Raw genomic sequence first — 23,159 nt, 5'->3', positions numbered from 1 at the left:
CCCTGTGGGAGCGGGCTTGTCCCGCGATCAAGGGCGAAGCCCTTGCTTGGCGGCGGTGATAGCGGGCCCGGCCCAATCGCGGGGCAAGCCCCACAGGCCCTGTGTACGCTTGTTGTGGGAGGTCACCCAGCCCTTTGGGCTGTGTGACCTCCCACAAAGGCATGCAAAATCAAATCGTTATGCTTCGATGGCTACACCGATCTAGAGCACTTCCAGGGCATTGAACCGCGTCGCCAACCCCTGCTCGGCGAACCGCTGTATCACGAAATCGATGAACGCCCGGGTCTTGCCCGGCAACAACTTGTGCTCGGCGTAGTACAGGCTGATATGCCCATCGTCCACGTACCAGTCCGGCAGCACCCGTTGCAATCGACCGGCCACCAGGTACGGCACCGCGAACGGCAGGCTGACCAGGGCGATGCCCAACCCTTGCTCGGCCACCACGCAGGCAGCGTCGGAGTCGCTCATGGTCATGGCCTGCTGCAACTGTAGCGGCCGCTGCTCCTGCCAGCGGCTGGTCAGCGGCCAGGAGCGCACACGGCCGGTCTGCGGGGAGCGGATCAAGATCCCGGCATGCCTTGGCAAGGCCTCCGGCTGGTCGATCGGCCCATGGCGCTGCATATACCCAGGAGCTGCTACCAGCACCCGGTGCGCCGGGGTCAGCTTGCGTGCCACCACGCCGGGCGGCAGCTCGAAACCGCCGCCGATGGCGGCATCGAACCCCTGGCCGATCAGGTCCACCTGGCGGTTGTCGAAATGCCAGTCGGGGATGATCGCCGGATAACGCTGCAGGAACTCGCCGAGCAGCGGCAACACGTACAGCCGCCCGAACACCGTGCCCATGCTCACCCGCAATGCGCCAGCCGGCTGGCCTTCGGCGCTGGCGAGGTTAGCCATGGCGTATTGGATGGTGCGGAAACTGTCGCTCACCTCACCCAGGAAACGCTGCCCCGCTTCGGTGAGGGTCAGCTTGCGGGTGCTGCGCTGGAACAGGCGCACACCCAGGCGCGCCTCGAGCTGGGCGACGTTCTTGCCCACCGCGGCCGGGGTCAGGTGCAGGCGCCGGGCCGCTTCGGCGAAGCTGCCGACCTCGGCGCTGCGGATGAAGCACTCGAGGGTGCTGAAGGATTCCATGGCCATTGATCATCAACCCAAGGTTTACTCTGCTGATAGCGATTGCCATCTTATCAGCGGGTAATCCACGGACGATACTGCGCCCATCCAAGGCATCCGGCCTTGCTTCACGCAGGAGATCAGCATGTCCAACGCATTCAACCTCGACGGTAAGGTCGCCCTGGTCCAGGGCGGTTCCCGTGGCATCGGCGCTGCCATCGTGCGGCGCCTGGCCAAGGAAGGCGCCAAGGTCGCCTTCACCTATGTCAGCTCCGCCGGCCCTGCCGAGGCCCTGGCGAACGAAATCGACACCCAGGGCGGCCAAGCCCTGGCCCTGCGCGCCGACAGCGCCGATGCCGCCGCCGTGCAGCAGGCGGTGGACGCCACGGTGAAGGCCTTCGGTCGTCTCGATATCCTGGTCAACAATGCCGGCGTGCTCGCCGTGGCACCGGTGACCGAATTCGACCTGGCCGACTTCGACCGCTTGCTGGCGGTGAACGTGCGCAGCGTGTTCGTCGCAAGCCAAGCCGCTGCCCGCCACATGGGCCAAGGTGGGCGGATCATCACCATCGGCAGCACCAACGCCGAACGCATGCCCTTCGCCGGTGGCGCCCCGTACGCCATGAGCAAGTCGGCGCTGGTCGGCCTGACCCGCGGCATGGCGCGTGACCTCGGCCCACGGGGCATCACCGTCAACAACGTGCAACCCGGGCCGGTGGATACCGACATGAACCCGGCCACGGGCGACTTCGCCGAAAGCCTGATCCCGCTCATGGCCATCGGGCGTTATGGCCACGCCGAGGAGATCGCCAGCTTCGTCGCCTACCTGGCCGGCCCGGAAGCAGGCTACATCACCGGGGCAAGCCTCACGGCCGACGGCGGCTTCGCGGCCTGAGGCCATTCGTTGCCCGGGATAGCGCCTGGGCGGACATTTCTTGATACTGCTGCACTTTCGCCTGCCATGAGAACCACGATGAACGCCCCAGCCCTGAGCCGCGCCCTGATCCTGCTGATGGCCACTGCCACCGGCCTGGCCGTGGCCAGCAACTACTACGCCCAACCGCTGCTGCACAGCATTGCCGAGCAATTCGGCCTGGACACCGCCAGCGCCGGAACCATCGTCATCGCCGCGCAACTGAGCTACGGCGCCGGCCTGCTCCTGCTGGCGCCGCTGGGCGACATGTTCGAGCAGCGTCGGCTGATCATCTGCATGGTGGCCATCGCCACCCTTGGCCTGGTGATAAGCGCCTGTGCACCCAGCCTGCCGTGGCTGCTGCTGGGCACGGCGCTGACCGGGCTATTTTCCGTGGTAGCGCAGGTGCTGGTGCCCATGGCAGCGACCCTCAGCGCCCCGGAGCAACGCGGCCGCGCGGTCGGGACATTGATGAGCGGGTTGCTGCTGGGCATCCTCCTGGCCCGTACCGCCGCAGGCTTCATGGCCGAACTCGGTGGCTGGCGCAGCATCTACGTACTGGCCGCAGCCCTGATGGCGTTGACCGCCATCGCCCTGTACCGCAGCCTGCCGCAACACCACACCCATGCCGGGCTGAAATACCCAGCGCTGATCGGCTCGGTGTTCCGCCTGTTCATCGAAGAGCCGGTACTGCGCCTGCGCTCGCTGCTGGGCCTGCTGGCATTCAGCCTGTTCGCCCTGTTCTGGACACCGCTGGCGTTCCTGCTGGCCAACGAGCCCTACCACTACTCCGATGCAGTGATCGGCCTGTTCGGCCTGGCCGGGGCCGCAGGCGCGCTGTCGGCCAACTGGGCCGGGCGCCTGGCCGACCGTGGCCAGGGTTCGCTGGGCACCACGGTCGGGCTGGTGGCGCTGCTGCTGTCCTGGGTGCCGCTGGGCTTCGCCCAAAGCTCGCTGGTGGCGCTGTTGGTCGGCGTCCTGTTGCTGGACCTGGCGGTGCAGCTGATCCATGTGAGCAACCAGAACGCGGTGATCGTGCTGCGCCCGCAAGCGCGTACGCGCCTCAACGCGGGGTACATCACCTGCTATTTCATCGGCGGCGCGCTGGGGTCGCTGCTGGGGACCCAGTTGTTCCAGCGCCAGGGCTGGATGGGGATCGTCACAGCGGGCCTGATCATCGGGGCCGTGGCATTGGGGGTGTGGGCGATGGCCGAACGTCGGCGCAAGGGGGCAATGCAAGCGGTCTAGTTTGCACGCTCTTTGTTGTGGGCGCGAAGACCCTCCGTCGCCTGGCCGTTGACTTGCCGGCAGCCACAGCGCTCATTAAGGCGCAGGTCACAGCCCTTTCCCGGACAGGACGACACGATGACAAGGCTCACGGTGCAATCCGGCGATTTCTTGCAAGGTGAAGGCGAGTACCGCAATGGATCGCTCACGCTCAGGACCGCGCGCAGCCCCTCCCCCGGCGAGCGCATCTCGCTCACGCGCATCCAGGACCTTCGGCTTGCGAGCCTGGAGCCCAGCCGCAACCTGGGCGGCGCCCTGGGCTGGGGCGTGGCCGGTGCCCTGGTGGCAGGGCCGGTCGGCCTGCTGGCGGGGCTCTGGCTGGGCGGCAAGGAAGAACAAGCCACCTTCCTGGCGACGTTCAAGGACGGGCGCAAACTGATGGCCGTCACCGACGGCAAGACTTGGTCGAAGCTCGACGATTCCTGGCGCAAACGGCAGAAAACGCCGGCCAGCTGAATCTTCCTCGCGCCCAATCGTTTCAGTCGCCGAGCACCTGTGAAATGCAGGCGCCGGGCGCCTTCGTGCCTGCTACCATGGCGCCCTTTTTGCCCGCCCGCCGCCTCGGCACGCCCGCTTTCAAGGAGCCCGCATGACCCCGCTTCGCCCCCGCCTGCCCCTCGGCCTGCTTGGCCTGGGCCTTGCCCTGCACAGCGCCCAGGGCCTGGCCGACGACAGCGTCACCCTGGCCCCACTGCACGTGACACAGGTGAAGGAAGACGAGGGCTACCAGGCTAGGGAGGCCCAGGTGGGTGGTTTTCAGGCCGCGCCGCTGCTCGACACCCCCGCCTCGGTGAGCGTGTTCAGCCGACAGCTGCTCGAAGACCGCCAGGTGCGCATGCTCAGCGAGGTGCTGCAAAGCGACGCCTCGGTCGGCGAAAGCTACGCCCCGGTCGGCTACTACGAGAACTTCAACGTGCGCGGCTTCGAGCTCAATGCCGCCAGCAGCTACCGGATCAACGGCCAGACCATCGCCGGTGAACAGAACGTGGCCCTGGAGAACAAGCAGCAGGTCGAGCTGCTCAAGGGCTTGTCGGGCCTGCAAAGCGGCGTGTCGGAGCCTGGCGGGCTGGTCAACTACGTGACCAAGCGGCCCGAGGAGGTGCGCAGCATCAGCGTGTCGAGCAACGAACAAGGCGAGCGCTACCTGGCCACCGACCTGGGCGGCTGGTTCGGCAGCGAGCGCCAGTTCGGCCTGCGCGCCAACCTGGCCCATGAAGATATCCGCTCCTACGTCGACCACGCCGACGGCAAACGCGACTTCGCCTCCCTGGCCTTCGACTGGCAGATCAACCCCGATGCCACCCTGCAGCTGGACGTCGAATACCAGCACCGCGAGCAGTACTCGGTGCCCGGGTACCAATTGCTCGGCGGCAGCGAAGTCCCCCACGGTGTCGACCCGGGCGACCACCTGGCCTACCAGCGTTGGGCCAAGCCGGTGCAGAACGATTCGCTGAACCTGGGCGGAAAGTTCGAGTACCGCTTCAACGACGCCTGGAGCGGGACCTTGAGCGCATCGCGCAGCAAGGTGGTGATCGATGACTACAGTGCGTTTGCCTGGGGCTGCTACGGCGCCCCCAGTTGCGCCACGGCCGCGGTACCCAATTATTTCAGCCCCGAAGGCGACTACGACATCTACGACTTCCGCAGCCCGGACGACACCCGGCGCATCGACGAAGCCCAGGCCATGCTCAATGGCCGCTTCGACGCCCTGGGCGTGGGCCACGAATTGACTGTCGGCACCAGCGCGCAGCGCCGCACCCTCGACCAGCGGCCCTATTACAACATCGGCGTTGGCAGCGGCAACATCGATGACGATGCTCCCGCCGTGCCACCGGCCAGCGCCCCTGTCGGCGCCAGCGAACGCCGCCTGGACAGCCGCCAGTACGGCCTGTTCATCAGCGACAGGATCACCTTCAACGAACACTGGCAGGCCGTCATCGGTGCCCGCGAAGTACGCCTGGACGAGAAAACCTGGAAGGAAAACGGGCTTCCCGACCGCCATACCCAGCAGTACCAGCTGCTGCCCAACGCTGCGCTGATCTATAAGCCACAGCCGGACACCACGGTATACGCCAGCTATGCGAAAGGCCTGTCTGCGGGCGGCACCGCGCCCTGGTTCGCCGAAAACCGTTTCGAGATCCTCGCCCCCACCCTGTCGCATCAGGTGGAGCTGGGCATCAAGCACGACTGGCAGGGCATGAGCTTCAGCGCCGCGCTGTTCCAGATCCGCCAGGCCTACCAGTACGCACGCCCCGACGGCGACGGTTTCACCTACGTGCAGCAGGGCCAGCAGAAGAACACCGGCCTGGAACTGGGCGCCAGCGGCTGGGTGACCTCGCGCCTGCAACTGCAGGCCAGCGCCGCGGCCATCCGCGCGCGAGTGCAGAACAGCGATACCGACGCCTACGAAGGGCACCAGGCAATCAACGTACCGCGCCTGCGCGCCGCGCTGCAGGCCGACTACAGCCTGCCGGTGCCTGGCCTGGCGCTGCTTGGCGGGGTGCGCTACAGCGCCAGCAAGTACGCAAGCTCGGCGGGCAATGTCGAGGTGGGCGGCTATACCGTGTTCGATGTCGGCAGCCGGTATCGCACGCGTATCGGTGGCTATGACACCGTGTGGCGGCTGACGGTGGATAACCTCTTCGACAAGCGTTATTGGCGGGATGTGGGGGATTACCTAGGGGACAACTACCTGTTCCAGGGAGCGCCCAGGACGGCGCGGTTGTCGGCGTCGGTGAGTTTCTGAGGGTTTTGGGGCTGCTGCGCAGCCCAATCGCGGGGCAAGCCCGCTCCTACACGGGATCGCACGGCTTGGGGCCTGCGCTCGGCCCCGGAAAACAAAAAGCCCCCGGGCTTTTCAGCGCGGGGGCTTCTTGCGGAATGTGGCGGTGAAGAAGGGATTTGAACCCTTGATACGATTTCTCGTATACACACTTTCCAGGCGTGCTCCTTCGACCACTCGGACACTTCACCGGATCTCTTCAAGCAGTTCAGCCTGTCGAGGCGCGCTAATTTAGTAGAAGCCCTTTCCTTTGGCAAGCATTTTTTTCAGAATTTTCATGCGCTTAAGCCTGCCGGCCACAAAACCGGGGCTGCCAGGGCGATGCTGCCAATCTGCCTTGCGCTTTTACCCGCCGTCGCAGCCCTGCCCCGACAGGGCAAGGTGCGCGGCGCAGACGCTGACCGGCCAGTCAGCCTTGCCGCTTTACCTGGGCTCCAGCGCTGGGTAACGTCATCGCCACGTCATCCAAAGGACTCTGCCATGAGCGAGCTGATTACCTACCACGCCGAAGACGGCATCGTCACCCTGACCCTGAACAACGGCAAGGTCAACGCCATCTCGCCGGACGTCATCGCCGCCTTCAACAGCGCCCTGGATCGCGCCGTGGACGAGCGCGCCGTAGTCATCATCACCGGCCAGCCGGGCATCCTCTCCGGCGGCTACGACCTCAAGGTCATGACCTCGGGCCCCAAAGAGGCGGTCAACCTGGTCACTGCCGGCTCCACCCTCGCCCGTCGCCTGCTCAGCCACCCCTTCCCGGTGATCGTCGCCTGCCCAGGCAACGCAGTGGCCAAGGGTGCCTTCCTGCTGCTGTCGGCCGATTACCGCATCGGCGTCGAGGGCCCCTACAAGATCTGCCTGAACGAAGTACAGATCGGCATGACCATGCACCATGCCGGTATCGAACTGGCGCGCGACCGCCTGCGGCGCTCGGCCTTCCACCGTTCGGTGATCAATGCCGAGGTGTTCGACCCTCATGCAGCGGTGGACGCGGGCTTTCTCGATAAGGTGGTGCCGGCCGAACAGTTGCAGGAAGCGGCCCTGGCGGCGGCGCGCGAGCTGAAGAAGTTGAACATGCTGGCGCACAAGAACACCAAGCTCAAGGTGCGCCAGGGCCTGCTCGATGCCCTGGACGATGCCATCGTGCGGGACCAGCAGCACCTGGGCTGAGTCCCAGCCCCTTACCGCCCGGCAGCCCACCCAAGGTTTGCCCCAGACAGTGCACAGCCGTACACTGCGCCGCGACTGTCTGGTGTGAGTCGTATCATGCTCTATATGCTTCGCATGCTCCTTCTGGCGCTGCATTTCCTGTTCGTCGGCGTGGCAGGCCTGGTGATCGGCCTGTGCCGCCCGTTCAACCCTGACAACAGCCGCGTTTTCGCCCGCCTCTACAGCCTGCCTGCTGCCTGGCTGATGCGCATCAAGGTCAAGGCCGAGGTCGGCCCGCTGTGGGACCAGCCGCCGGGCTGCGTCATCGTCGCCAACCACCAGTCCAACTTCGACCTGTTCATCCTCGGCCAGGTGGTGCCCCGGCGCACGGTCGCCATCGGCAAGAAGAGCCTGGGCTGGATTCCATTGTTCGGCCAACTGTTCTGGCTCGGCGGCAACGTGCTGGTGGACCGCAAGAACGCCTACCAGGCGCGCAAGGCCATGCAGGTGACCACGCGCATCCTGCGCGACGACACGTCGATCTGGATCTTCCCCGAAGGCACCCGCAACCCGGGCGAGCAGTTGCTGGCGTTCAAGAAAGGTGCGTTCCACATGGCCGTCGAGGCCGGTGTGCCGATCGTGCCGGTGTGCGTCAGCCGCTACAGCCGGCGCCTGGGTCTGAACAGCTGGCGCCAGCGCACGGTGATCGTCCGCTCGCTGCCGCCCATCGCCACGACGGGCATGAGCCAGCAGGACCTGCCGGCGCTGATCGAGCAATGCCGCACGCAGATGCAGCAGTGCATCGACCGGATGGAAGGCGAGCTGGCGAACGGCTGAGACCTGCGCCGGCCCCATCGCGGGACAAGCCCGCTCCCACGACGGGCCTGCATCTTCCCTACAGGCTCTGCGCATGCTTGCCCCGCGATGGCGCCCGCATGGCAAAAGTTGCTCTATGGCCCTACACAGCCCAAGCTGTAGCGGGTGTTCAATCGAAGAAGCGGGTAACCATGGGGCGAGTCGTGGCGTCGGCGGTGTACAGCGCCGGCAGGAAGGTCACCAATATCAGCATCGACGAAGGCAGCGAATGGGCGCGCAAGCCTGGGCACTTCGTCTGGATCGGCCTGGAAGAGCCCAACGCCGAGGAGCTGGCCAACCTGCAGCGCCAGTTCGGCCTGCACGAACTGGCCATCGAGGATGCGCTGGAAAAGCACAGCCGACCGAAGCTCGAGACCTTCGGCGATGCGCTGTTCATCGTCACCTATTCGCCGGTGCGCCATGAGGGCAAGCTGGAATTCATCGAAACCCATATCTTCGCCGGTGCTGGCTACATCATCACCTGCCGCAACGGCCACTCCAAGTCCTATGCCCTGGTGCGTCAGCGCTGCGAAGCACGCCCGCTCCTGCTCGAGCATGGCGAGGACTTCGTGCTTTATGCCCTGCTCGACTTCGTCACCGAGAACTACCAGCCGGTCAGCGAGGCCATCCACGGCGAGATCGAGGAGCTCGAACAGAGCGTGCTCAGCAATTCACTGCGCGAAGAGGACATCCAGCGCCTGCACAGCCTACGCCGCGACATCCTGCGCCTGCGCCGTTACGTGGCGCCCATGGTGGAAGTCAGCGAGGAACTGCAGCGCCTGAGCTTCCCGTTCATCGACAAGAACATGCGCCCGTATTTTCGCGATGTGCAGATCCACGTCACCCGGCAAATGGAAGACCTGGCCAGCATCCGCGACATCGCCAGCCAGACCATCGAGATCGGCATGCTGCTCGAAGCCTCGCGGCAGAGCATCGTGCAGCGCAAGTTCGCGGCCTGGGCGGCGATCCTGGCGTTTCCCACGGCCATTGCCGGGATCTATGGGATGAACTTCGAGAATATGCCGGAGCTGGGGTGGCATTACGGGTATTTCGGGGTGCTGGGAGTGATCGGGGTTGGCTGTACGGCGTTGTATGCCAGCTTCAAGCGCTCGGGTTGGCTATAGGGGCCGCTGCGCGGCCCAATCGCCGGCAAGCCGGCTCCCACAGGGATAGCACGGCCTCTTGCTCCCACAGGGATAGCACGGTCTCTGTGGAAGCCGGCTTGCCGGCGATTGGGCCATGGCAGGCATGCGCTTACGCGGCGTGTTCGCTGGCCTTGTCCGAATGCCCGATGAAGCGCAGCATCCACTTGCCCACCAGGTCGCCCTGGTGCTCCTCCGACAGGCTGGCGATGGCCCGCTGGTACACCTCGTCCCCCAACACATCCTGGCGTGCATCGAGCAGGGCGCGGGAATATTCGTGGACGAACTCAGGGTGGCCCTGGAAGCACAGCACCTGATCGCGGATGTGGTAAGCCGCGTTGGGGCAGAAATCGCTCGAAGCGATCACCGTGGCGCCTTCGGGCAGCTCGGTCACCTGGTCCTGATGGCTGATCAGCAGGGTCAACTCGGAAACCTCAGGGTCCATCCACGGCGCATGGGCCGCCAACGAGTAGCGATGGATCCCGAGGCCCCAGCCCTGGCCCGCCCGCTCGGCCTTGCCGCCGAGCACCAGCGCCAGCACCTGGTGGCCGAAACACACGCCCAGCAACTTCTCGCCACGTTCGTACAGTTTGAGCAGGTACGCCTTGAGCGTCTGGATCCACGGGTCCGCACCGAACGAGTCGGCCTTGCTGCCGGTCACCAAGTAGGCATCGAAGGTTTCCCCTTCGGGCGGGTACTCGCCGTTCATCACGTTGTACACGCGAAACTCGGCGGCGATCGGCTGACGCGAGAACAGCTGCTCGAACATCCTTCCGTAGCCCTGATACTGCGCGGTCAGCTCCGGTCGCAGGACATCGGTTTCCAGGATGCAGATGCGTAACGACATAGGGATAGTCCTGAACGACGTGTGTGGGAATTTGCTGTAGAGACTGACGCGAAAGCCCCGTACAAGCAAGTAGGATGCTCTGACGAACGGTCACGAATTTCAAGCGGTACGGCGCAAGGAGCGCAGCTGTCTAGCCAGAGCTTGCCAGCGAGCTGGCACATGGCCTCATAAACGAAATGAATCAATTCAAAAACCAATAGAACAAAGGGTTCTGAAACAGGGATGACGTACCCCCTACTGTTGGTTGTATATCCAGAAAAAAAGAGGCATGCAGGACCGGCGTACCGTGTACGCCGTCGTGATCGACCCGAAGCGAGACAAGGAAGCCAAGGGCTATTCAGGAATAACAACAAGAAGGCGGTCCGCCATGATCAAACAACCAAAAGTACGCCAAGCTGGGCTCATTCTCTTCGCCACGACTTTGCTGCTCATCCTGCCGAACCTGACACGCTTGTTCGGATGAAAGCAGCCGTGGCCATTGCAGGCACCGCACAGGTAATCTGCCACCCCTGACCGGTTGGAGATTGCCCATGCGTCGCTGCCTCGCCCTGCTGACACTCCTGTTCTGCCTGCCGCTGTCGGCGGCGCAACTGCACCTGGAACTGGGTGAGCGCTCGCGCCAATGGCAAAGCGCCGAGTTGCTGACCCACCCGCAGGCCCGGGATATCCGCATCGACCAGGACGTGTCCTATAAACGCCCAATGCTCTACCGCGCCGTGCCGCTGAACGTACTGCTCGAGGGCGTGACGGCGAACGATCACCTGCAAGCCGTGGCCCTGGATGGCTTCGCTGCCGAGATGCCCGCCGGGCCCTTGCTGCAAAGCGGGCCGGCACAGGCGTGGCTGGCCGTGGAAGACCCGGCCAAGCCCTGGCCGGCCCTGGGCGACGGCAATCCAAGCGCCGGGCCGTTCTACCTGGTATGGACCAACCCCCAGGCCAGCGGCATTCGCCCCGAACAATGGCCGTTCCAGATCGCCACGATCCGCCGCCTGGCCCCGGTGCAGATACGCTTCCCTGCCCTGCTGCCCGACCCCGCACTGCCGGCGGACGACCCGGTGCGCCGTGGCTTCGCCCTGTTCCAACAGAACTGCCTGGCCTGCCACCGGCTCAATGGCGCGGGGGATGCGCAGTTCGGCCCGGACCTGAACGTGCCCTACAACCCTACCGAGTATTTCCAGCCGGGGTTCCTGCGGCGCTATATCCGCGACCCACAAAGCCTGCGGCAGTGGCCCCAGGCGCGGATGCCGGGGTTTGCACCGAGCGTGCTGAACGATCAGGCGCTGGACGACCTGATCGCCTACCTGGCGCATATGGCCAAGCGCAAACCCTGAATAGAATCAAGCCACCGGGCGTTCCTGCTTGACGCCCCAGCCTTCCACCTCACCGCCAAACGGCGAGACCAGCTGCTCGAACGCCTCTTCGAAGGCGCCGATTCCTCGGTAGGTGGCGTACATCACCTTGCTCAGCTCCAGGTACCAGGCACCGTCGTCCAACTCGCAGACCTGGGCACTGACGGACTCTCCGCGAAATTGCCGAGCCGCGCGCCGGGCGGCCGCCTCGTCGGGGAACACGGCGTAGAACTCGATTGGGTGGATACGGGTGAAATCGAAACCGCCATCTTTCATCTGGCGAAGGACACTGCTGCTGATATCGTCGTTCTGGCTGCTCATGAAACGTCCTCCTGCAATGCAATGGATAGACTTTCCGTGCACAACGCACCTGCTGGCACCAAGAGGTACCGGGCAGATCGAGCTGATGCGAGACGCGAATGAAACCGACCAGGGTCCGCAGAAAAGACCCAGGCCTTCTGAGCGTAGTGCCTGCTGGCCACCGGCGCCAGCGCAGCCGCTCAGGGCAATGGGCTGATGCGGGTGATGGATACGCCACTCTGTTCCTTGAGCCAGCGTACCGTGGGGGAAGGACTGCGGTCCTGGAAGTCGTTCAGGTCCAGCTCATCGATCACCGGGAACAGGTGCGAACGGATCAGCCGTGCGGCCTCCTCGTCGCTGGGGCATTGCTCGCCGTTGTACAGCAGTGAGTTCTGTACGCCGTTCTGGTCGACGAAGGTGACTTCCCACTCTTTCATTGAATCGCCCTCTCAATCAAAGAAACCAGGATGTGCTGCCTGTAACCTTGACCGTGGGCCTGGGGATTTGTTCAGTCAGGAGAGGATGGCGGGGATGGTTGGCGGTACCGGCGGCCCAATCGCCGGCAAGCCGGCTCCCACAGAAGCGGTGCGCACCACCCTGTGGGAGCGGGTTGCCCCGCGATCGGGCCGCACTGCGGCCCGCTTGCGCTTACTTCGGTGTGCCGTGAACCACACCAGCGGTATTGTCCAGCAGGCTCTTGGTCGCCGTCTGGATATAGGCCTCCAGGTTCTTCAGCAACGCAGGCTGCTCCGGGCTCTCGATCAGCTCGGCCTTGAACTCGCGGCCCAGCTGGTAGCGATACAGGCGTGGCGTCATGTCCTTGGACTCGATCAAGATGCGATCGCCCTGCACGATCCCGACGATCTGCTCGCTGCCCGACGGCTTGATGATGCCCACGCCCTGGTCGCCCTCAGGCAGGTTGAGCAGGTCGCGGCCCCAGCACTGGTGACGGGTCTGGCCACCCAGGCGGCCCATGATGGTCGGCACGATGTCGACCTGGGTACCCACGGTGTGATTGACCGCTCCGAACTTCTCCTGGATACCCGGGGCGATCAGCAGCAACGGCACGTTGAAGCGGCCCAGGTCCAGCTCGGTGACCTGCTGGTGGTTGCCGAAGCCGTGGTCGCCAACGATCACGAACAGGGTGTCCTTGAAGTACGGCTCCTTGCGCGCCTTCTCGAAGAACTGGCCCAGGGCCCAGTCGGAGTAGCGCATGGCGGTCAGGTGCTCGTCCAGACGGCCCTGGCCGGTCACCTTCTCCACCGGCAGGTCTTTGGGCAGCGCGTACGGCGTGTGGTTGGACAGTGTCTGCAGCAAGGCATAGATCGGCTTCTTGCCGTCGTGCTTGGCCAACTCTTCGTTGCCGCGGTCGAACATGTCCTGGTCGGACACACCCCAGGTCGGGTCGGAGAACACCGGGTTGACGAAGTCGTTACGGCCGATGAAGGTGGTCATGCCCTGGTTGCCGAAGAACCCGGACTGGTTGTCCCAGGCGAAATCGCCGTTGTAGACGTACACGTCGTCGTAGTCACGGCCGCTGAGCAGCGCCGGCAGGCCGGACAGCTTGTGGCCGCCTTCCGGGGTTTGCATCAGGTATTCGAAGCCCGGCAGGTTGGGGAAGCAGGCCATGGTGGCGAACATGCCCTGGTGAGTATGGGTGCCGTTGGAGAAGAAGCGGTCGAACAGCAGACCCTCCTTGGCCAGCTTGTCGAAGTACGGGGTGATGTTGTTGGGGCTGCCCAGGGCGCCCACCGAATGGCCGGCGAAGCTCTCCATGAGGATCACCACCACGTTCTTGACCGCCAGGGTGCGGTCGGCCGGCGGCACGAAGTCGCGGCGGATGGCCGCTTCGTCGGCGTCGACCAGGGTGTCGTTGGGGGTCAGCAGCAGGTCGCGCACGCTCTGGGTGGCCACGCCCTGCTCGAGCACGGGCTTCCAGATATTGGCGCGGTCTTCGCCAAAGCGGCTCTTGGCGGCGTCGATCAGGGTCAAGGTGCCGTTCAGGCCGAGCTGGTTGACGAAGTTGGAGTCGGTGGTGAAGGCGTCGCCCCAACGCATCGGCGGGCCCTGGCGCAGGGTGCCACGGGCGGCGACCACGGCCACCAGGAGGATCACCATGAACACCGCCACGCGCTGGTACCAGGGCGCGACGCTGCGCGGGGCAGCGGCTGCAGCGGTGCTGCCGGTGCCGCGGGTCAGGCGGTCGATGCCCTTGAACAGCAGGCTCAGCAGCCAGGTGCCGAACAGCCAGGCCAGCAGGTAGCGCACCACCGGGAAGCCGTACCAGAGCATGCTCATGACGGTCTTGGGGTCTTCCTTGATGTACTGGAACACCAGGCCGTTCAGGCGCTGGTGGAACTCGCGGTAGAAGTCCAGTTCCATCAGGCCGAGGAACATCACCAGGCTCGAGGCCAGGGTCAGCCACAGGCGGAAGAAGCCGCGCCGGGCCATGGCCCAGGGGCTGAGCAGCGCCAGCAGCAGCGGGATGCTGATGTACACCACCACGCGCAGGTCGAAGCGCAGGCCGTTGAGGAAGCCTTCGGCGACGGTGGCATACGGCGTGTCGCCGACCATGTCGCTGTTGTAAACCAGCAGCGCCAGGCGGACCAGGCTGAGCATCAGCATGATCACCAGGGCGCTGAGCAACGTGTAGGCGAGGTGCGATTTGAGGGTCGGCGCGAACGAAGTCGGCACGGCCCGTTGCTTCAAGGCATCCGTGTTAGCCATGAATGGGGGGATCCTAGGATTGCGGGTTTGCGAAAAAGGCGAAGACGCTCTGCTACCTGAAGGGCCCGGCCATCAAAAGCACGGCAATTGGGCCAACGCAGCATTGTGCGGCGCGGATTTTCGATAATCCAGTGTGAAAATTTTGTCACGAGGCGGTTGTGTGCGGCCTGTTCCGGCCCTATCGCCGGCAAGCCGGCGCCTACACGGGCGGCGCGGAACCGGGTACCTGCGGGAGCTGGCTGCCAGCGATAGGGCCAGAACAGCCAGTGCGCACGGTTGCCAGCATCTGCTATCAGAACCGCAGGTTGCCCCGCGGCCCGGCGATGGCCCAGATGATCAGCCCGATCACCGGCAGCAAGGCGATCAGCAACACCCAGAGGATCTTGATGCCGACCTCGGCGCCGCTCTTGAGCACATGCAGAATGGCCCAGATATCCAGCGCCAGAATGATCAGCCCGACCAGGCCATTGAATGTAGACCCCATGTACATGCTCCTGCCAAAGGTGATTGCCGCCAAGCATAGCCGGCTATTGCATCGATAGAAGGGAATCCTTGGCCGGTCCCTTCGGTCACTGGGTAGACTGCCCCCAACAGATTTCGCCACGAGGTTCGTATGCCACTCGCCCAGTCACCCAGCAGCGCCCCTGTTTCATTCCTCAGCGCCTGGCGCCAACAAGCCATCACCACCCCGTGGCTCAGCGCCGGCCTGGGCCTGAGCCTGCTGACGGTGCTTGCCCTGCTTTCGGCCAGTGTGTGGAATGCCATCGAAGGCGACCATGCCGACAACCTGCACCTGGCCGTGCTGGGTGGCCTTTCCGGGTTCGGCGCCACCGCCCTGGGCGCGGTATTGGCCGTGGTGCTGCGCGACGTCAGCGCGCGTAGCCAGGATGTGATGCTGGGGTTTGCCGCCGGCATGATGCTCGCGGCCAGCTCCTTCTCGCTGATTCTGCCTGGCCTGGATGCCGCCCGGGAAATCACCGGCAATGGCCCGGCCGCGGCCTTTACCGTGGTGCTGGGCATGGGCCTGGGGGTGTTGCTGATGCTGGGCCTGGACCGCTTCACGCCCCATGAGCATGAAAGCACCGGCCCTTGCGGCCCGGAAGCGGAACGGATCAGCCGGGTCTGGCTGTTCGTGCTGGCCATTACCCTGCACAACCTGCCCGAAGGCATGGCCATCGGCGTGAGCTTCGCCAACGGCGACATGAACATCGGCCTGCCGTTGACCAGCGCCATCGCTATCCAGGACATTCCCGAGGGCTTGGCCGTCGCCCTGGCGCTGCGTGCCACCGGGCTTTCCAACCTGAAGGCGGCGCTGGTGGCGATCGGCTCGGGCCTGATGGAGCCACTGGGCGCGGTGATCGGCCTGGGTATTTCCACCGGCTTCGCCCTCGCCTACCCGGTGAGCATGGGGTTGGCAGCCGGGGCGATGATCTTCGTGGTGTCCCACGAGGTGATTCCCGAAACCCACCGCAATGGGCATCAGACAGCGGCGACCCTGGGGCTGATGGGCGGGTTCGGGGTGATGATGTTTCTCGATACCGCGTTGGGGTGACAATAGGTTGAACAGACCGGCCCAATCGCCGGCAAGCCGGCTCCCACCGGAGCACTGCGGGAGATTACCCAGCCCTTCGGGCTGCGCTGTCGCGCAGAGAACAAGCGGCTGTGGGGGCTTGTCCCGCGATTAAGGGCGAAGCCCTTGCCAGGCGACGGTGATATCCGGCCCGGCCCAATCGCGGGACAAGCCCGCTCCCACAAGGCCCGCAAAATCAAATAGTTATGCGTTGTTCTATGGGAGCTGGCTTGCCGGCGATTGGGCCGGTACAGCCGCCCCTTGACTCAGACGTGCACCGCCACCCGCAACGCCTCCAGCGCCGGCTCCACCTTGATACCCAGCACCGCCCCCAGCTCCAGCACCCGCGCCAGGTCGTTCTGACCGACCATCACCATCTGCAGCTCGTCATCGAGCAACTGGCTGAAATTGAGCAGCACGTAGCCCCCCGCTTCCTTGTTCAGGGCGCCCATCTGCACCTGGATGCGATTGAGCGCGGTCAGCGCCTCGGTACGCGCCAGCTGCTTGGGCTTGAGGGTGAACGGCACGCTCTTGTCGAACGAGTCGGTGATGCGCTCGAACAGCTCCTGGTAGCTGTCGGCCTGGAACAGCACGGTATCGGGCAAACTGCCGAGCACCACCCATTCGCCCAGGGGAATGGGGAAGGTGTCGTCATAGTTGATGTCCGGGTTGACGGCGAGGAAGGCGGCCGGGTCGGCATAAGCCTGGGCGGCTTCGTCGGCGATGCGCTCGATGTCTTGTTCGCGCATGCAGCCGGCGCCGATGAGGCTGATGAATTCGATCAACTGGTTTTTCATGAGGGGGCCTGCGGCTTGCGAAAAAGTCGCCAAGGATAGCCGCAAATGCCCCCGGAGGGTTAGCCGGCCAGCGCCTGCAAGCGTGCGGCGGTGTCGGCGGCGCCCATGGTCTGGGCGGCGGTCAGGGCGGTGGCGCCACGGGCATCCTGGCGAGCTGGGTCGGCGCCCTGGGCCAGCAGGAAGTCGAGGATCTCGACGCGGTTGAACATGGCCGCCAGCATCAGCGCGGTACGCCCGTCCTCGGCAGCAGCATCCACCGGCACACCGTGTTCGAGCATCAGGCGGATCATCGCCAGGTCGCCCTTGAACGCAGCGCCGGCAATGGGCAGCTGGCCGTTGTCGTTGGCGATCAGCGGGTCGGCGCCATGGGCCAGCAGTACCTGCACCGCCTCATGATGACCGTGGTAGCTGGCGAGCATCAGCAGGGTGTCCCCCTTGTGGTTGCGCAAGTTGGCCGGCAGGCCGCTTTGCAGCAGGCGCCCGAGCATCTGGGCATCGCCCCGGCGGGCGCGTTCGAAGACTTCTTCGGCGAACGCGGCGGTTTCGTCGTCGGTCATGGCGATGGGTTGTTGGTCGGACATCGGGAACCTCCTGGCATAGTCGAGAGCCCAAGTGTTTGTCAGGCAGTGCCAGGTGGTCAAAGGTTCAGAATCTATAGGGGCCAGAGGCAAACCCTATGAACCTTGCAAAATGCACTGTGCAAAATGCACGACCTTGCACAATGCACGGTCGCCTCAGTGCCATGTATTTTCAACTCTTTGATTTTAAAGGAAATATAGATCAGCAAGCGGCTGGCACGGTCGCTGCAACCTTCAACTCCAGAGTCTGCAAACACAACAGTCAGGAGTTGAGATATGGACCTCATCCAGGAAAAATTCGCCTCGGTCTTCTCCGCCTACAAAGTCGAAACCCGGCCGCGTCCCGATGGCGGTATCCAGCTGACCCTGCGTGCCGCCGACGGCAAGGTCACCCGCCGGGTGCTGTCGTATGCGCAGTTGCACAGCGCGGAGCAGCTGTCCTGGGCGATTAGCGCCATTCGCCGTGACCTGGCCGAACAGGCCAGTGAGTTGCCGGTGATCTCGATGCTGCAGAGCCAGCAGCGCTTTGCCTTGCCGACCTATCGGTAAGCACGAAACGCCCAATCGCCGGCAAGCCGGCTCCCACAATGGCATAAGGTTTTGTGGGTGCCGGCTTGCCGGCGATTGGCCTTAGAACTCGCTCATCCCGGCAAACCCACGGGCCGAGGCATCACCGGTAAAGCGCGGCTGCATACCCTGCTCGCTGCCGAACAGGCGCAAGGCCAGGCAGAATGGGTTGTCGCCCAGGTCGAACCAACGACGGGTGCCGGCCGGCACCACCAGCACATCGCCTTTCTCGCACACCACCGCATACACCCACTCACCCAGCCGCAAGCTGATTTGCGCGCGCCCGGTGATGACCGCGAACACTTCTTCCGCCTCGTGCACATGCTCATCCCGCAGGTCGGCCTCGGCCGGGGCCTGGCCATCGCGATCGAGCAGGCTGAAGGCCACGCTGCCATGCTCGGTCATCAGCGCGTCGAGCAAACCACGGCCCTCTGCCAGCACTTCGTCACGGCTGGTGCCTGGGCGAATGCGCAGCTCATGGGGCCACCGAACGAATCGCACGCCCTGCTCGACCAGGGTCGCGGCGATATCGTCATGGTGGGTCAGCACCTTGTTCGGCACCTCGGGGCTGGATGTGTGGAAAACGCTGAGAATGCTCATCAGAGGCTGTTCCTGGTTTCTTTCGAACAAAGGACAATGATAACGGCTGCGGCCAAGGCTGCGATGCTGGCCATACCAAAGGTGAAGGCTGGGCCCAGCAGTTTCCAGCTGTAGCCCGCATAGACCGCGCCCAAGGCCCCGCCGGTGCCGGACAAAGCCGCGTACAGCGCCTGGCCCTGCCCTTGCTGGCGCGCGCCGAAGCTGCCCTGGACGAAGGCGATGGACGCGGCATGGAAGCAACCGAAGGTGGCCGCGTGCAGCACCTGGGCCACGACCAGCACCGCCGGGATGTCCGCCAGGCTGCCCAGCAGCAACCAGCGCAGCGCCGCCAAGAGGAAGCTGGCCAGCAGCACGCGGCGCACGCTGATGCGGGCGAAGATCCGGCTCATGGCCATGAACACCAGCACTTCAGCGACCACCCCCAGCGCCCATAACAGGCCGATGGCACCGCGGGTATAGCCAAGGTGCTCCAGGTGCAAGGTCAGGAAGGTGTAGTAAGGGCCGTGGCTGAGCTGCATCAGCGCCACGCAGGCATAGAACGCCAGCACGCCCGGCGCCTTCAGCTGGCGCAAAAAGCCCCCTGCCCCCTTACGCTCGGCGTGTTCCACCGGCTGGGCATTGGGCACCCAGAGGCTGGCGAGAAAGATACCGGCCATGATCGCCACCAGCGCCACCGGATAGATGTCCAGGCTCAGCCACTCGAACAGCCGGCCCAGGCCGACCACGGTGAGGATGAAACCGATCGAGCCCCACAGGCGCACCTGGCTGTAGCGGGCGGTCTGGCCGTGCAGGTGGGCCAGGGTGATCACTTCGAACTGGGGCAGCACCGCATGCCAGAAGAAGGCATGCAGGGCCATCACCAGTGCCAGCCAGGCGTAGCTCTTGTCGACGAAGATCAGCGAGAAGGTCGCCAGGGTCGACAGCGCGCCCAGGCGCACGATGAGCAGGCGCTGACCGCTACGGTCACCCAGCCAGCCCCACAGGTTGGGGGCGATGCAGCGCATCAGCATGGGAATGGCCACCAGCTCGCCGATGCGTGCCGGGGAGAAGCCCAAGTGGTCGAAGTACAGCGCCAGGAACGGGGCGGTGGAGCCGAGCAAGGCGAAGTAGAAGAGATAGAAGCTGGACAGGCGCCAGTATGGAATCGGAGGCATGGTTGGGGCCTTGTGAGGTGCCTGTTGCGGCCCAATCGCGGGGCAAGCCCGCTCCGTAGCTCTCGTGGGAGCGGGCTTGCCCCGCGATTGGGCCGGTTCAGGCACCCTGTACCTGACTGGAGAACTCCGTTCTCAGAGTTGGCCCAGCACCGGGGTGTTCACCTTCACTTCAGCATTCTGCGCCCGATGACGCAGCAGGTGGTCCATCAGCACGATGGCCATCATTGCCTCGGCGATAGGCGTGGCGCGGATGCCCACGCATGGGTCGTGACGGCCCTTGGTGATCACCTCCACCGGGTTGCCATCGACGTCGATGGAACGGCCTGGCGTGGTGATGCTGGAGGTCGGTTTGAGCGCCAGGTGGGCGACGATCGGCTGGCCAGAGGAAATACCGCCGAGGATGCCGCCGGCGTTGTTGCTGAGGAAGCCTTCCGGGGTCAGCTCGTCACGGTGCTCGCTGCCACGTTGGGCGACACTGGCGAAGCCCGCGCCGATTTCCACGCCCTTGACCGCGTTGATGCTCATCAGCGCATGGGCAAGCTCGGCGTCCAGGCGGTCGAAGATCGGCTCACCCAGGCCCGGCATCACGCCTTCGGCGACCACGGTGATTTTGGCGCCGACCGAATCCTGGTCACGGCGCAGCTGGTCCATGTAGGCCTCCAGCTCTGGCACCTTGTCCGGGTCGGGGCTGAAGAAGGCGTTGTGCTCCACCGAGTCCCAGGTCTTGAACGGAATTTCGATCGGGCCCAGCTGGCTCATGTAGCCGCGCACGCGGATACCCTGGGTGGCCAGGTATTTCTTGGCGATGGCGCCGGCGGCCACGCGCATAGCGGTCTCGCGGGCCGAGCTGCGGCCGCCGCCGCGGTAGTCGCGGATGCCGTATTTGTGATGGTAGGTGTAGTCGGCGTGGGCCGGGCGGAACAGGTCCTTGATCGCCGAGTAGTCCTTGGACTTCTGGTCGGTGTTGCGGATCAACAGGCCGATCGAGCAGCCGGTGGTGCGGCCCTCGAACACGCCCGAGAGGATTTCCACTTCGTCCGCTTCCTGGCGCTGGGTGGTGTGCCGGCTGGTACCCGGCTTGCGCCGGTCGAGGTCATGCTGCAGGTCGGCCAGGGTGATTTCCAGGCCTGGCGGGCACCCATCGACAATGGCGACCAACGCCGGGCCGTGGCTTTCGCCAGCGGTGGTGACAGTGAACAGCTTGCCGTAGGTATTGCCGGACATGGACGCTCCGCGAATCTGCCTGAATTTGAAGGAGGCGGGCAGTATACGGAAATCTCCAACGGATAGGTTGCCTGTACTGGCCCAATCGCCGGCAAGCCGGCTCCCACATTCAGCCTGCACGGTCGCGGTGGGAGCCGGCTTGCCGGCGATTCGGCCGGTGGCTTGGAACCCACTTGCCGAACCTTCCACCGCCCCCCCGGTCCAACCGACATCCCTCCAAGTAGTAGCCCAATGATGTTGCGCTTCGCCGCCCTGCTCTTGCTGCTGTGCGCCAGCCTCGCCCAGGCCGCCGCCCCTACCGTTCTACAACGCCCCATCGACCTGGACACCGGCCAAGGCGTACTGCATGGCAGCCTGTTGCTGCCCCAGGAAGACACCCCGCCCCCGGTGGTGCTGATCATCGCCGGCTCCGGGCCCACCGACCGCAACGGCAACAACCCCGCCAGCGGCCGCCTGGACAACCTCAGGCGCCTGGCCCTGCTGTTGGCCGGTGAGCACATCGCCAGCGTGCGCTTCGACAAGCGCGGGGTGGCCGCCAGCCAACCGGCCACCCCGGACGAGCGCGACCTCAGCGTCGAGCGCTACGTGGCCGACGTCGTGGCCTGGGGGCGCAAGCTCAAGGCCGACCCGCGCTTCGGCCCATTGATCCTGCTCGGGCACAGCGAAGGCGCACTGATCGCCAGCCTGGCTGCCGAACAGGCCGGAGCCAGTGCGGTGATCACCGTGGCCGGCAGCGGCCGGCCGGTGGCGGATGTGCTGCGCGAACAACTGGCCCAGCGCCTGCCACCTGCGCAGCTGGCACGGGGCAATGCGGTGATCGACCGCCTGCAGGCCGGGCAGACCACCCTCGACGTGCCCGCCCCGCTGCGCGAGGTGTTCCGCCCTAGCGTGCAGCCGTACCTGATCTCGCTGTTGCGCCAGGACCCGGCGGCGGCCTTTGCCCGCCTGCCGATGCCGGCACTGATCCTCCAGGGCCGCAACGACGTGCAGGTGGACGTGGCCGACGCCGAGCGCCTGAAGGCGGCCAAGCCCGATGCGCAGCTGGTGCTGATCGAGGGCATGAACCACATGCTGCGCATAAGCCCGCGGGGAATGAGCCAGCAACGCGACAGCTACCGCAACCCGGAGCTGCCGCTGGCCCGGGAGCTGGGGGAGCGGATCGTCGCATTCGTTCGTCAGGTGGCACGGGAATAGATCGGGCTCAGGAAGTTGTTTTCGCTGCCGATAACGGGAGTTATCGAGGCGGTAATCGGTGTACAGGGGCCGCTTTGCGGCCCAATCGCGGGCAAGCCCGCTCCCACAGGGGCTGGTTGTGGGAGCGGCCTTGCCCGCGATTGGGCTGCACCGCAGCCCCTGTACGCCAACGCGCCCGCCGTGCATTCGAGGATACCCCTGATGACCGACGCCCCCGCTGCCGTTGAGGCGGACGAAGAGCCACACGCCCCGGAAAGCGCCCCGCTGCCGTGGGAAGACCTGGCCCCCGAACACTTCCAGCTGCTACGCCTGGCGCCCTTGCCTACCGAGCGCACCAGCGGCGCCCGGCCTCTGCGCTTCGTCGAATTTGGCCATGCCGAACGCCACAGCAAGGAACACAGCCTGTTGCGCCTGGTAATCCGCTTGCCAGGGCAAAAGGTGCGCAAGGAGCAAAACCACCTGGACGTCCGTGTCGACCACGAGCAGCGCCTGGTGCGCATCGGCGGCGACAGCGGGCTGCAGCTCGAGCCGCTGAACCGCGGCCTGGGCCGCTTTTTGCTCGGCCAGGCGGTGCAATGGCTGCAGCGGCGCTGGTCGCATTACCAGGTGGAAGGCATGAGCCTGCCGAGCAAGGACGCCCTCAACGAAGACAGCCGCCTGCGCCGTGATCACGTGCTGCGCGGCGTGGGCCTGGACGTGGAATACGCCGACGGGCAACTGCTCAAGGCCCGGACCGTGGAAACCCCGGTGGGCCAGCTCAAGGGCGGCTGGAACGGCGAGAAGGTACAGCGCGTCGACATTATCGAGGCCGCGGGCATGCTGCAGCAGGCCGAACAGCAGCTGCTGGAAAAGGAAGCGCAACTGCGCGAACGCGATGAGCGGGTGGCCAAGTACCGGCGCGAGGACAGCGGGTTGCGCTTTACCATTACCTGCCTGGTGGCGTTTGCGGTGTTCCAGGCCGGGTTGTTGATCTGGATTGCCACACGGTGAGCGTTTGGCCAAGGGGCCGCG

24 protein-coding genes and 1 tRNA gene are annotated in these 23,159 nt (G+C 65.1%); 13 read left to right on the top strand and 12 right to left on the bottom strand.

Features of this window, described 5'->3' with window-relative positions; all coding sequences use genetic code 11:
* Positions 1-201: 201 nt before the first annotated feature.
* Complete coding sequence (locus tag IRZ56_RS15920; RefSeq protein WP_196145804.1) at positions 202-1,140, bottom strand: LysR family transcriptional regulator; 939 nt, start codon at positions 1,138-1,140, stop codon at positions 202-204.
* Positions 1,141-1,252: 112 nt separating this feature from the next.
* Here IRZ56_RS15920 and IRZ56_RS15915 point away from each other — a divergent pair, with 112 nt between their 5' ends.
* The 4 genes from IRZ56_RS15915 to IRZ56_RS15900 all read left to right on the top strand — a co-directional run bounded on the left by IRZ56_RS15915 (position 1,253) and on the right by IRZ56_RS15900 (position 6,059).
* The gene (locus IRZ56_RS15915; protein WP_416766396.1) at positions 1,253-2,008 is read left to right on the top strand and encodes a 3-oxoacyl-ACP reductase family protein; all 756 of its coding nucleotides are present in this window, start codon (positions 1,253-1,255) and stop codon (positions 2,006-2,008) included.
* Positions 2,009-2,086: 78 nt separating this feature from the next.
* A complete protein-coding gene (locus tag IRZ56_RS15910; protein ID WP_196145802.1) occupies positions 2,087-3,274 on the top strand; it encodes an MFS transporter in 1,188 nt (395 codons plus the stop codon).
* A 117-nt stretch (positions 3,275-3,391) separates the two neighbouring features.
* On the top strand, positions 3,392-3,769 hold the full coding sequence (locus IRZ56_RS15905) for a hypothetical protein (protein WP_196145801.1): 378 nt from the start codon (positions 3,392-3,394) through the stop codon (positions 3,767-3,769).
* Between the two features lie 133 nt (positions 3,770-3,902).
* Positions 3,903-6,059 carry a TonB-dependent siderophore receptor gene (locus IRZ56_RS15900; RefSeq protein WP_196145800.1) on the top strand — a complete coding sequence of 719 codons (2,157 nt, stop codon included), beginning with the start codon at positions 3,903-3,905 and terminating at the stop codon, positions 6,057-6,059.
* A gap of 137 nt (positions 6,060-6,196) precedes the next feature.
* On the opposite strand, the gene IRZ56_RS15895 is transcribed toward IRZ56_RS15900, so the two are convergent.
* Positions 6,197-6,286, bottom strand: a tRNA-Ser gene (locus tag IRZ56_RS15895).
* A gap of 289 nt (positions 6,287-6,575) precedes the next feature.
* On the opposite strand from IRZ56_RS15895, the gene IRZ56_RS15890 reads away from it, so the two are divergent.
* The 3 genes from IRZ56_RS15890 (at position 6,576) to IRZ56_RS15880 (ending at position 9,223) form a co-directional block, all read left to right on the top strand.
* A complete protein-coding gene (locus IRZ56_RS15890; protein WP_196145799.1) occupies positions 6,576-7,265 on the top strand; it encodes a crotonase/enoyl-CoA hydratase family protein in 690 nt (229 codons plus the stop codon).
* 96 nt (positions 7,266-7,361) lie between these two features.
* On the top strand, positions 7,362-8,081 hold the full coding sequence (locus tag IRZ56_RS15885) for a lysophospholipid acyltransferase family protein (RefSeq protein ID WP_196145798.1): 720 nt from the start codon (positions 7,362-7,364) through the stop codon (positions 8,079-8,081).
* Positions 8,082-8,251: 170 nt separating this feature from the next.
* Positions 8,252-9,223 carry a magnesium and cobalt transport protein CorA gene (locus IRZ56_RS15880; RefSeq protein ID WP_196145797.1) on the top strand — a complete coding sequence of 324 codons (972 nt, stop codon included), beginning with the start codon at positions 8,252-8,254 and terminating at the stop codon, positions 9,221-9,223.
* 130 nt (positions 9,224-9,353) lie between these two features.
* Here IRZ56_RS15880 and IRZ56_RS15875 read toward each other — a convergent pair whose 3' ends face one another.
* A complete protein-coding gene (locus tag IRZ56_RS15875) occupies positions 9,354-10,088 on the bottom strand; it encodes an amidotransferase (protein ID WP_196145796.1) in 735 nt (244 codons plus the stop codon).
* 286 nt (positions 10,089-10,374) lie between these two features.
* Between IRZ56_RS15875 and IRZ56_RS15870 the strand changes: the two genes are divergently transcribed.
* Together IRZ56_RS15870 and IRZ56_RS15865 are read left to right on the top strand one after the other, a co-directional pair.
* A complete protein-coding gene (locus IRZ56_RS15870) occupies positions 10,375-10,551 on the top strand; it encodes a hypothetical protein (protein WP_196145807.1) in 177 nt (58 codons plus the stop codon).
* Positions 10,552-10,618: 67 nt separating this feature from the next.
* Positions 10,619-11,419: a cytochrome c gene (locus tag IRZ56_RS15865; RefSeq protein WP_196145795.1), complete on the top strand. Its 801-nt coding sequence runs from the start codon at positions 10,619-10,621 to the stop codon at positions 11,417-11,419.
* Between the two features lie 6 nt (positions 11,420-11,425).
* Here IRZ56_RS15865 and IRZ56_RS15860 read toward each other — a convergent pair whose 3' ends face one another.
* The 4 genes from IRZ56_RS15860 to IRZ56_RS15845 all read right to left on the bottom strand — a co-directional run bounded on the left by IRZ56_RS15860 (position 11,426) and on the right by IRZ56_RS15845 (position 14,948).
* On the bottom strand, positions 11,426-11,758 hold the full coding sequence (locus IRZ56_RS15860) for a ribonuclease E inhibitor RraB (protein WP_196145794.1): 333 nt from the start codon (positions 11,756-11,758) through the stop codon (positions 11,426-11,428).
* Between the two features lie 179 nt (positions 11,759-11,937).
* Entirely contained in the window at positions 11,938-12,174 is a 237-nt protein-coding gene (locus IRZ56_RS15855) for a hypothetical protein (RefSeq protein WP_196145793.1), read from the bottom strand.
* A 211-nt stretch (positions 12,175-12,385) separates the two neighbouring features.
* Positions 12,386-14,464, bottom strand: coding sequence for an LTA synthase family protein (locus IRZ56_RS15850; protein ID WP_196145792.1), 2,079 nt, complete (start codon positions 14,462-14,464; stop codon positions 12,386-12,388).
* Between the two features lie 292 nt (positions 14,465-14,756).
* On the bottom strand, positions 14,757-14,948 hold the full coding sequence (locus IRZ56_RS15845; RefSeq protein WP_084854964.1) for a PLDc N-terminal domain-containing protein: 192 nt from the start codon (positions 14,946-14,948) through the stop codon (positions 14,757-14,759).
* Positions 14,949-15,077: 129 nt separating this feature from the next.
* Here IRZ56_RS15845 and IRZ56_RS15840 point away from each other — a divergent pair, with 129 nt between their 5' ends.
* Positions 15,078-16,016: a ZIP family metal transporter gene (locus IRZ56_RS15840; protein ID WP_196145791.1), complete on the top strand. Its 939-nt coding sequence runs from the start codon at positions 15,078-15,080 to the stop codon at positions 16,014-16,016.
* A gap of 284 nt (positions 16,017-16,300) precedes the next feature.
* Here the strand turns inward: IRZ56_RS15840 and IRZ56_RS15835 are convergent, their stop codons facing one another.
* Positions 16,301-16,831 carry a hypothetical protein gene (locus IRZ56_RS15835; protein ID WP_196145790.1) on the bottom strand — a complete coding sequence of 177 codons (531 nt, stop codon included), beginning with the start codon at positions 16,829-16,831 and terminating at the stop codon, positions 16,301-16,303.
* Between the two features lie 59 nt (positions 16,832-16,890).
* A complete protein-coding gene (locus IRZ56_RS15830) occupies positions 16,891-17,412 on the bottom strand; it encodes an ankyrin repeat domain-containing protein (RefSeq protein WP_196145789.1) in 522 nt (173 codons plus the stop codon).
* 273 nt (positions 17,413-17,685) lie between these two features.
* Between IRZ56_RS15830 and IRZ56_RS15825 the strand changes: the two genes are divergently transcribed.
* Positions 17,686-17,958: a DUF3509 domain-containing protein gene (locus tag IRZ56_RS15825; RefSeq protein ID WP_196145788.1), complete on the top strand. Its 273-nt coding sequence runs from the start codon at positions 17,686-17,688 to the stop codon at positions 17,956-17,958.
* A gap of 81 nt (positions 17,959-18,039) precedes the next feature.
* On the opposite strand, the gene IRZ56_RS15820 is transcribed toward IRZ56_RS15825, so the two are convergent.
* The 3 genes from IRZ56_RS15820 to aroC form a co-directional block, all read right to left on the bottom strand.
* On the bottom strand, positions 18,040-18,576 hold the full coding sequence (locus IRZ56_RS15820; RefSeq protein WP_196145787.1) for an oxidase: 537 nt from the start codon (positions 18,574-18,576) through the stop codon (positions 18,040-18,042).
* A complete protein-coding gene (locus tag IRZ56_RS15815) occupies positions 18,576-19,730 on the bottom strand; it encodes an MFS transporter (RefSeq protein ID WP_196145786.1) in 1,155 nt (384 codons plus the stop codon). The genes IRZ56_RS15820 and IRZ56_RS15815 overlap by 1 nt, the downstream gene beginning before the upstream one ends.
* A 132-nt stretch (positions 19,731-19,862) precedes the next feature.
* Positions 19,863-20,954 carry a chorismate synthase gene (aroC, locus tag IRZ56_RS15810; protein WP_196145785.1) on the bottom strand — a complete coding sequence of 364 codons (1,092 nt, stop codon included), beginning with the start codon at positions 20,952-20,954 and terminating at the stop codon, positions 19,863-19,865.
* Between the two features lie 231 nt (positions 20,955-21,185).
* Here aroC and IRZ56_RS15805 point away from each other — a divergent pair, with 231 nt between their 5' ends.
* Both IRZ56_RS15805 and IRZ56_RS15800 read left to right on the top strand, forming a co-directional pair.
* The gene (locus tag IRZ56_RS15805; protein ID WP_196145784.1) at positions 21,186-22,148 is read left to right on the top strand and encodes an alpha/beta hydrolase; all 963 of its coding nucleotides are present in this window, start codon (positions 21,186-21,188) and stop codon (positions 22,146-22,148) included.
* Between the two features lie 201 nt (positions 22,149-22,349).
* Positions 22,350-23,138: a hypothetical protein gene (locus tag IRZ56_RS15800; protein ID WP_196145783.1), complete on the top strand. Its 789-nt coding sequence runs from the start codon at positions 22,350-22,352 to the stop codon at positions 23,136-23,138.
* Positions 23,139-23,159: the final 21 nt, after the last annotated feature.

This window comes from Pseudomonas guariconensis (genome assembly GCF_015680235.1).
GTDB classification, from domain to species: Bacteria; Pseudomonadota; Gammaproteobacteria; order Pseudomonadales; family Pseudomonadaceae; genus Aquipseudomonas; species Aquipseudomonas guariconensis_A.
This window is presented reverse-complemented; position numbering and strand designations above follow the sequence as displayed.

Excerpts from the sequence above, each read along its gene's own strand:
- IRZ56_RS15920 (WP_196145804.1), bottom strand. The coding sequence starts at position 1,140 with ATGGCCATGGAATCCTTCAGCACCCTCGAGTGCTTCATCCGCAGCGCC.
- IRZ56_RS15910 (WP_196145802.1), top strand. The coding sequence starts at position 2,087 with ATGAACGCCCCAGCCCTGAGCCGCGCCCTGATCCTGCTGATGGCCACT.
- IRZ56_RS15905 (WP_196145801.1), top strand. The coding sequence starts at position 3,392 with ATGACAAGGCTCACGGTGCAATCCGGCGATTTCTTGCAAGGTGAAGGC.
- IRZ56_RS15900 (WP_196145800.1), top strand. The coding sequence starts at position 3,903 with ATGACCCCGCTTCGCCCCCGCCTGCCCCTCGGCCTGCTTGGCCTGGGC.
- IRZ56_RS15890 (WP_196145799.1), top strand. The coding sequence starts at position 6,576 with ATGAGCGAGCTGATTACCTACCACGCCGAAGACGGCATCGTCACCCTG.
- IRZ56_RS15885 (WP_196145798.1), top strand. The coding sequence starts at position 7,362 with ATGCTCTATATGCTTCGCATGCTCCTTCTGGCGCTGCATTTCCTGTTC.
- IRZ56_RS15880 (WP_196145797.1), top strand. The coding sequence starts at position 8,252 with ATGGGGCGAGTCGTGGCGTCGGCGGTGTACAGCGCCGGCAGGAAGGTC.
- IRZ56_RS15875 (WP_196145796.1), bottom strand. The coding sequence starts at position 10,088 with ATGTCGTTACGCATCTGCATCCTGGAAACCGATGTCCTGCGACCGGAG.
- IRZ56_RS15865 (WP_196145795.1), top strand. The coding sequence starts at position 10,619 with ATGCGTCGCTGCCTCGCCCTGCTGACACTCCTGTTCTGCCTGCCGCTG.
- IRZ56_RS15860 (WP_196145794.1), bottom strand. The coding sequence starts at position 11,758 with ATGAGCAGCCAGAACGACGATATCAGCAGCAGTGTCCTTCGCCAGATG.
- IRZ56_RS15855 (WP_196145793.1), bottom strand. The coding sequence starts at position 12,174 with ATGAAAGAGTGGGAAGTCACCTTCGTCGACCAGAACGGCGTACAGAAC.
- IRZ56_RS15850 (WP_196145792.1), bottom strand. The coding sequence starts at position 14,464 with ATGGCTAACACGGATGCCTTGAAGCAACGGGCCGTGCCGACTTCGTTC.
- IRZ56_RS15845 (WP_084854964.1), bottom strand. The coding sequence starts at position 14,948 with ATGGGGTCTACATTCAATGGCCTGGTCGGGCTGATCATTCTGGCGCTG.
- IRZ56_RS15840 (WP_196145791.1), top strand. The coding sequence starts at position 15,078 with ATGCCACTCGCCCAGTCACCCAGCAGCGCCCCTGTTTCATTCCTCAGC.
- IRZ56_RS15835 (WP_196145790.1), bottom strand. The coding sequence starts at position 16,831 with ATGAAAAACCAGTTGATCGAATTCATCAGCCTCATCGGCGCCGGCTGC.
- IRZ56_RS15830 (WP_196145789.1), bottom strand. The coding sequence starts at position 17,412 with ATGTCCGACCAACAACCCATCGCCATGACCGACGACGAAACCGCCGCG.
- IRZ56_RS15825 (WP_196145788.1), top strand. The coding sequence starts at position 17,686 with ATGGACCTCATCCAGGAAAAATTCGCCTCGGTCTTCTCCGCCTACAAA.
- IRZ56_RS15820 (WP_196145787.1), bottom strand. The coding sequence starts at position 18,576 with ATGAGCATTCTCAGCGTTTTCCACACATCCAGCCCCGAGGTGCCGAAC.
- IRZ56_RS15815 (WP_196145786.1), bottom strand. The coding sequence starts at position 19,730 with ATGCCTCCGATTCCATACTGGCGCCTGTCCAGCTTCTATCTCTTCTAC.
- aroC (WP_196145785.1), bottom strand. The coding sequence starts at position 20,954 with ATGTCCGGCAATACCTACGGCAAGCTGTTCACTGTCACCACCGCTGGC.
- IRZ56_RS15805 (WP_196145784.1), top strand. The coding sequence starts at position 21,186 with ATGATGTTGCGCTTCGCCGCCCTGCTCTTGCTGCTGTGCGCCAGCCTC.
- IRZ56_RS15800 (WP_196145783.1), top strand. The coding sequence starts at position 22,350 with ATGACCGACGCCCCCGCTGCCGTTGAGGCGGACGAAGAGCCACACGCC.